This window comes from Herbiconiux sp. (assembly GCF_023264895.1).
Classification (GTDB): Bacteria; Actinomycetota; Actinomycetes; order Actinomycetales; family Microbacteriaceae; genus Herbiconiux.
Genome location: NZ_JAHFUY010000010.1, coordinates 1 through 4,722 on the forward strand (window position 1 = coordinate 1; position 4,722 = coordinate 4,722).

General features: G+C 70.4%; 5 protein-coding genes. All 5 read right to left on the bottom strand.

The window, feature by feature from the left end:
• Nucleotides 1–329 precede the first annotated feature (329 nt).
• From Q0D57_RS00815 to Q0D57_RS00835, 5 genes are read right to left on the bottom strand one after another with little or no spacing between them, the layout of a single operon-like run.
• A complete protein-coding gene (locus Q0D57_RS00815) occupies nt 330–941 on the bottom strand; it encodes a hypothetical protein (RefSeq protein ID WP_291036712.1) in 612 nt (203 codons plus the stop codon).
• A 12-nt stretch (nt 942–953) separates the two neighbouring features.
• Nucleotides 954–1,664, bottom strand: coding sequence for a class I SAM-dependent methyltransferase (locus tag Q0D57_RS00820; protein ID WP_366518567.1), 711 nt, complete (start codon nt 1,662–1,664; stop codon nt 954–956).
• Entirely contained in the window at nt 1,665–2,861 is a 1,197-nt protein-coding gene (locus Q0D57_RS00825; RefSeq protein WP_291036714.1) for a type III polyketide synthase, read from the bottom strand.
• A gap of 26 nt (nt 2,862–2,887) precedes the next feature.
• Nucleotides 2,888–3,556: an FMN reductase gene (locus Q0D57_RS00830; RefSeq protein ID WP_291036720.1), complete on the bottom strand. Its 669-nt coding sequence runs from the start codon at nt 3,554–3,556 to the stop codon at nt 2,888–2,890.
• Nucleotide 3,557: 1 nt separating this feature from the next.
• Complete coding sequence (locus Q0D57_RS00835; RefSeq protein ID WP_291036725.1) at nt 3,558–4,715, bottom strand: LLM class flavin-dependent oxidoreductase; 1,158 nt, start codon at nt 4,713–4,715, stop codon at nt 3,558–3,560.
• Nucleotides 4,716–4,722: the final 7 nt, after the last annotated feature.

A 4,722-nucleotide genomic window follows, 5' to 3' on the forward strand; every position in this document is an offset into this window, starting at 1 on the left:
CTCGAAGCGGACGGTGCGGGTGCCGTACTTGCCGTTGTCGAGAACGGCTTCGGCGAATTTGATTTCAGGACCTTCCAAGAGGTCTTTCTCCTTTGTTTAGCGTCGCGGCCCCGTGTGGGCGTGCGACTCCTCGCGTGGGAGCAGGCGGAATAGCAGGGATCTTTGACGTTCCCTGAACTTGTGCGTTGAAGGGCGACGCTGTGACTGAACACATGCTGGCCACCAGTAGAAGAACTCCGGATGCACGACGTGCGCCGGAAACCCACCACCGAGGACCAGCTACCTGCCGGCCTGCTCTCAACCCCTCCAGTCTACCAGTGAAGGAGGCATTAACCGAGGAACGCTCGCGCCGGCACGTCGATCTCGACCCGGAACGGCCGCACGGCGCCCACGACGCGCACGGGCACGACGGCGGCGGCGCCGCGGGCGGCGAGCGGCTGCACCAGCGCGTCGACCCTGCCGTCGATCTCGGGCGGGAGGAACCCGGCCCGGTAGACCGCCCCGTCGTCGGCCACGAGGTCGACGGCCACCTGGAGCCGCCGGCCGAGCCAGCGACTCGCATCCGGGGTCAGCACGCCCCTCGGCTCGCCCGCCGACTTCGCACGGGCCGCCTCGATCGCCGACTGCCGGCGCTCCGACTGCAGCACGCGCACGGTCCGCGAGCCGGAGTCGGAGACGTCGCCTTCGAGCGGCACGAGCTCGACCCCCTCGACGGAGCGCCGCGTGTTCTCGCTGTCGCGGCCGTTCGGCCGGAGGAGCGGCACGATCAGGAACCCGGCAGCGGCCACAGCCACGACCAGAAGCGCCACCACGGCGATCGCACCGCCGATCCCCCAGTCGGCGCGCACGAGGAAGCCGGAGACGATGGCGAGCAGCAGCACGACGGCGAAGAGGAAGACCTCCCAGCGCCAGAGGGGCTTGTGGCGGGGCGAGGGATGCATCCCCCTAGTCAATCAGTCGGCGACGGGCCCCGTGTACGTGAGCAGGTTGCGGTAGGGAGCCTGAGACTCGACCTCCCATTCCCGACGCGCCGCGACACGGAGCTCGGCGGTGGTGTAGCTCCGGCGGATGGAGATGAGGCCGTCCTCGCGGATGAAGGAGCCGTGGAACAGCGCGACGGTCACCGCCGAGAACGCGAGGTAGGCGCCGGGGCTCCGCCGGATGTCGCTGTGCAGCGCGATCCGGCGGCAGAGCAGCTCGCAGTCGATCAGCAGGTCGGTGAGCTCGGTGGCCGAGAGGTGGTGCAGCACGTGGTTCGAGATCACGAAGTCGAACCGCTGGGCGCGCTCGACGAGCTGGCTGCTGAGGGCACGCAGGAAGATGACGCCATCGGGGTTCGGCACCGACTCGGCGTAGTCCATGGCCCGGGGATCCGGATCGATCGCCGCCACCTGCAGCTGCAGCCCGTCCTCCTTCGCCCAGCGGGCGAGGGCACGGGCGATGTCGCCGCCCCCGCAGCCCACGTCGAGCAGCGTCGACGGAAGGTCGGCGCTTAGCAGGGGCCGGATCCGCTCCTTGTAGGTGTCCCGCCAGCCCGAGATGAGGCGGTTGACCGTGGCGAACTGCTCGTAGGTGCGAGTGAGCAGCGCCGGGTCGGCGGCCGGGTCGTCCATCCGCTCACGCAGGTCGACGGCGCGGCGGCGCAGGTCGGGCACGCCCAGCACTCAGGCCGCCTCCCCCACGGTGCGCCCCGCCTCGCGCCCCGCACCGATCCCGGCCGCGAGGCGTGCGGCGGATCCGGGCCGTGCGGTGAACAGGCCCGTCTCGACGGTCAGTCCCGGCCCGAACGCCATGGCGCAGACCTGCTCTCCCCCGGCCACCGGATGCGCCGCGGCATCGGCGAGGATGCGCTCGAGCACGAAGAGGATGGTGGCGCTCGACATGTTGCCGTAGCGGCGGAGGACCTCGCGGGACGGCGCGAGCTGCTCGTCGCTCAGACCGAGCTTCGCCTGCACCCGGTCGAGGATGCTGCGACCGCCCGGATGGACGGCCCAGCGCTCGACGGCGCTCGACGATGTGCCGGCGAGCAGCGGCTCCAGCGCGCCAGTGATGTGCTCGTCGATGATCTTCGGCACGTAGGAGCTGAGCACCATCTCGAAGCCGTGGTCGCCGATGGTCCAGGCCATCGCGTCCTCCCCCACCGGGGTGAGGGTCGTGGAGAAGGAGTCGAGGTCGAGCACCGCGGATCCGCCCGCTGCGGCATCGGCGTCGGCGGGTTCGCGCGCGGTGACGAGGGCGGCCGCAGCGCCGTCGGCGAAGACCGACGAGGCGACGATCTGGTCGGGGTCGCTCGACGAGCGCACGTGCAGGGTGCAGAGCTCGACGCTCACGACGAGCACGACGGCCGACGGATCGGCGTCGCAGAACGCCTTCGCCATCTTCAGGGCGGGGAAGGCGGCGTAGCAGCCCATGAAACCCACGTGGAACCGCTGCACGCCCGGATCGAGCCCGAGGCGTCGCACGAGCACGTAGTCGGGGCCCGGCGAGAAGAAGCCGGTGCAGGAGACCGTGATGACGTGGGTGACGTCGGCGGCGCCGAACCCCGATCCGGCGTCGAGCGCCTCGCGCGCGGCACGTACGGCGAGCTCGGCGGCCTCGACCGTGTAGAGCTCGTTGCGGGCGGCCGTGCCGGGGGCGAGGAGGGTGCGCTCCGCGTCGATGAACACGCCGTGCCCGCCCTCCTCGAAGTCGGTCACCACGGTGTGCCGGGTGTCGATGCCCGAGGCGTCGAACGAGGTCGCGACAAGCCGCTCGCCCAGCCGGCCGAGGCCGGGCTGGGCGGCGAACAGATCGCGCACCTGCTCCTGCCGGATGACCGTCGCCGGCACGGCGGTCCGGATGGTCCTCACGCTCACAGCCATACCTTCACTGTAGGCATGATCGCCGGCTACTGTTCCCCGAAACCTCCGACGCCGCTCCCGCCGGCCCCGCCCGGGCTGAACCCGGTGGCGAGGGCGAACGGATCGCGTACCTGGCTCGAGCGGGTCGACACGGCCACGGCGGCCGCAAGTTCACCGGCGGCCCGGCGGATGCGGTCGGGCAGTGTGGGGAAGCCGTCGTCGGCCGAGCCTGAGCCCCAGTCCTCGGCGGCCGCGAACACGCTCGTGGGGAGCACGGGCGCACGGAGGTAGCTGAAGAGGGGCCGAAGCGCGTGATCGAGGGCGAGCGAGTGGCGCGGAGTGCCTCCGGTCGCGGCGATCAGCACCGGGAGCCCCGTGAGGGCGGTGTTGTCGATCACGTCGAAGAACGACTTGAACAGCCCCGAGTAGCTCGCCGTGAAGATGGGCGTTGCGGCGATCAGCCCGTCGGCACCCGTGAGGGCGTCGATCGCCTCCTGGAGCTTGGTGCTCGGGAAGCCCGTCACGAGGTTGTTCGTGATGTCGTGCGCGAGGTCGCGCAGCTCGATCACGGTCACCTCGGCCTCGACCCCGCGCTCGGCCAGGTCGCCCACCGCCGCCTCGGTGAGGCGGTCGGCGAGCAGACGGGTGGAGGAGGGCTGGCTGAGGCCGGCGCTCAGCGCGACGATCCTCGTGGTGGTGCTTGTGCTGCTGGTCATGTCAGGCTCCCTGGCCGACGCGCGCGGCCTCGGCGGCTACGCTCGACTGGGCCTCGGCATCCTGAACGGCCTTCGCCGCGCGGCGCGACGCCATCCGCTCGATCTCCGAGGCGTGGGTGGGGCCGTCCGGCACGTGCGCCGGGCGCTTGGCGTCGAGCTCCTTGCGGAGCACGGGCACCACGAGCTCGCCGAGCATGTCGAGCTGCTCGAGCACGGTCTTCAGCGGCAGTCCGGCGTGGTCCATGAGGAACAGCTGGCGCTGGTAGTCGCCGAAGGTCTCGCGGAAGGTGAGCGTGCGGTCGATCACCTGCTGCGGGCTGCCGACGGTGAGCGGGGTCTGCTCGGTGAAGTCCTCGAGGCTCGGTCCGTGCCCGTAGACGGGCGCGTTGTCGAAGTAGGGGCGGAACTGCTTCACCGCGTCCTGCGAGTTCTTGGCCATGAAGACCTGACCGCCGAGGCCCACGAAGGCCTGGTCGGCGGCGCCGTGGCCGTAGTGCTCGAAGCGCTGACGGTAGAAGGCGATCAGGCGCTGGAAGTGCTCCTTGGGCCAGAAGATGTGGTTCGCGAAGAAGCCGTCGCCGTAGTAGGCGGCCTGCTCGGCGATCTCGGGGCTCCGGATGGAGCCGTGCCAGACGAAGGGCGCGACGTCGTCGAGCGGGCGGGGCGTCGAGGTGAAGCCCTGCAGCGGCGTGCGGAACTGGCCCTCCCAGTCGACGACCTTCTCGTCCCAGAGCCGGCGCAGCAGCGCGTAGTTCTCGATGGCGAGCGGGATGCCCTGGCGGATGTCCTTGCCGAACCACGGGTAGACGGGGCCCGTGTTGCCGCGGCCCATCATGAGGTCGACGCGGCCGTCGGCCACGTGCTGGAGCATCGCGTAGTCCTCGGCGATCTTCACCGGGTCGTTCGTGGTGATGAGCGTCGTGGCGGTCGAGAGCAGCAGCTTCTCGGTCTTGGCGGCGACGTAGCCGAGCATCGTCGTCGGGCTCGAGGGCACGAAGGGCTCGTTGTGGTGCTCACCGAGGGCGAAGACGTCGAGGCCGACCTCCTCGGCCTTCTGCGCGATGGTCAGGATGGCCTTGATGCGCTCGTTCTCGGTGGGGGTGGTGTTGTTCGTGGGATCCGTGGTGACGTCTCCGACGGTGAAGATTCCGAACTGCATCTCGACT

Bases quoted from the DNA above. Each gene is read 5' to 3' on its own strand.
- Q0D57_RS00815 (WP_291036712.1), bottom strand. From the start codon at position 941: ATGCATCCCTCGCCCCGCCACAAGCCCCTCTGGCGCTGGGAGGTCTTC.
- Q0D57_RS00825 (WP_291036714.1), bottom strand. From the start codon at position 2,861: ATGGCTGTGAGCGTGAGGACCATCCGGACCGCCGTGCCGGCGACGGTC.
- Q0D57_RS00830 (WP_291036720.1), bottom strand. From the start codon at position 3,556: ATGACCAGCAGCACAAGCACCACCACGAGGATCGTCGCGCTGAGCGCC.
- Q0D57_RS00835 (WP_291036725.1), bottom strand. From the start codon at position 4,715: ATGCAGTTCGGAATCTTCACCGTCGGAGACGTCACCACGGATCCCACG.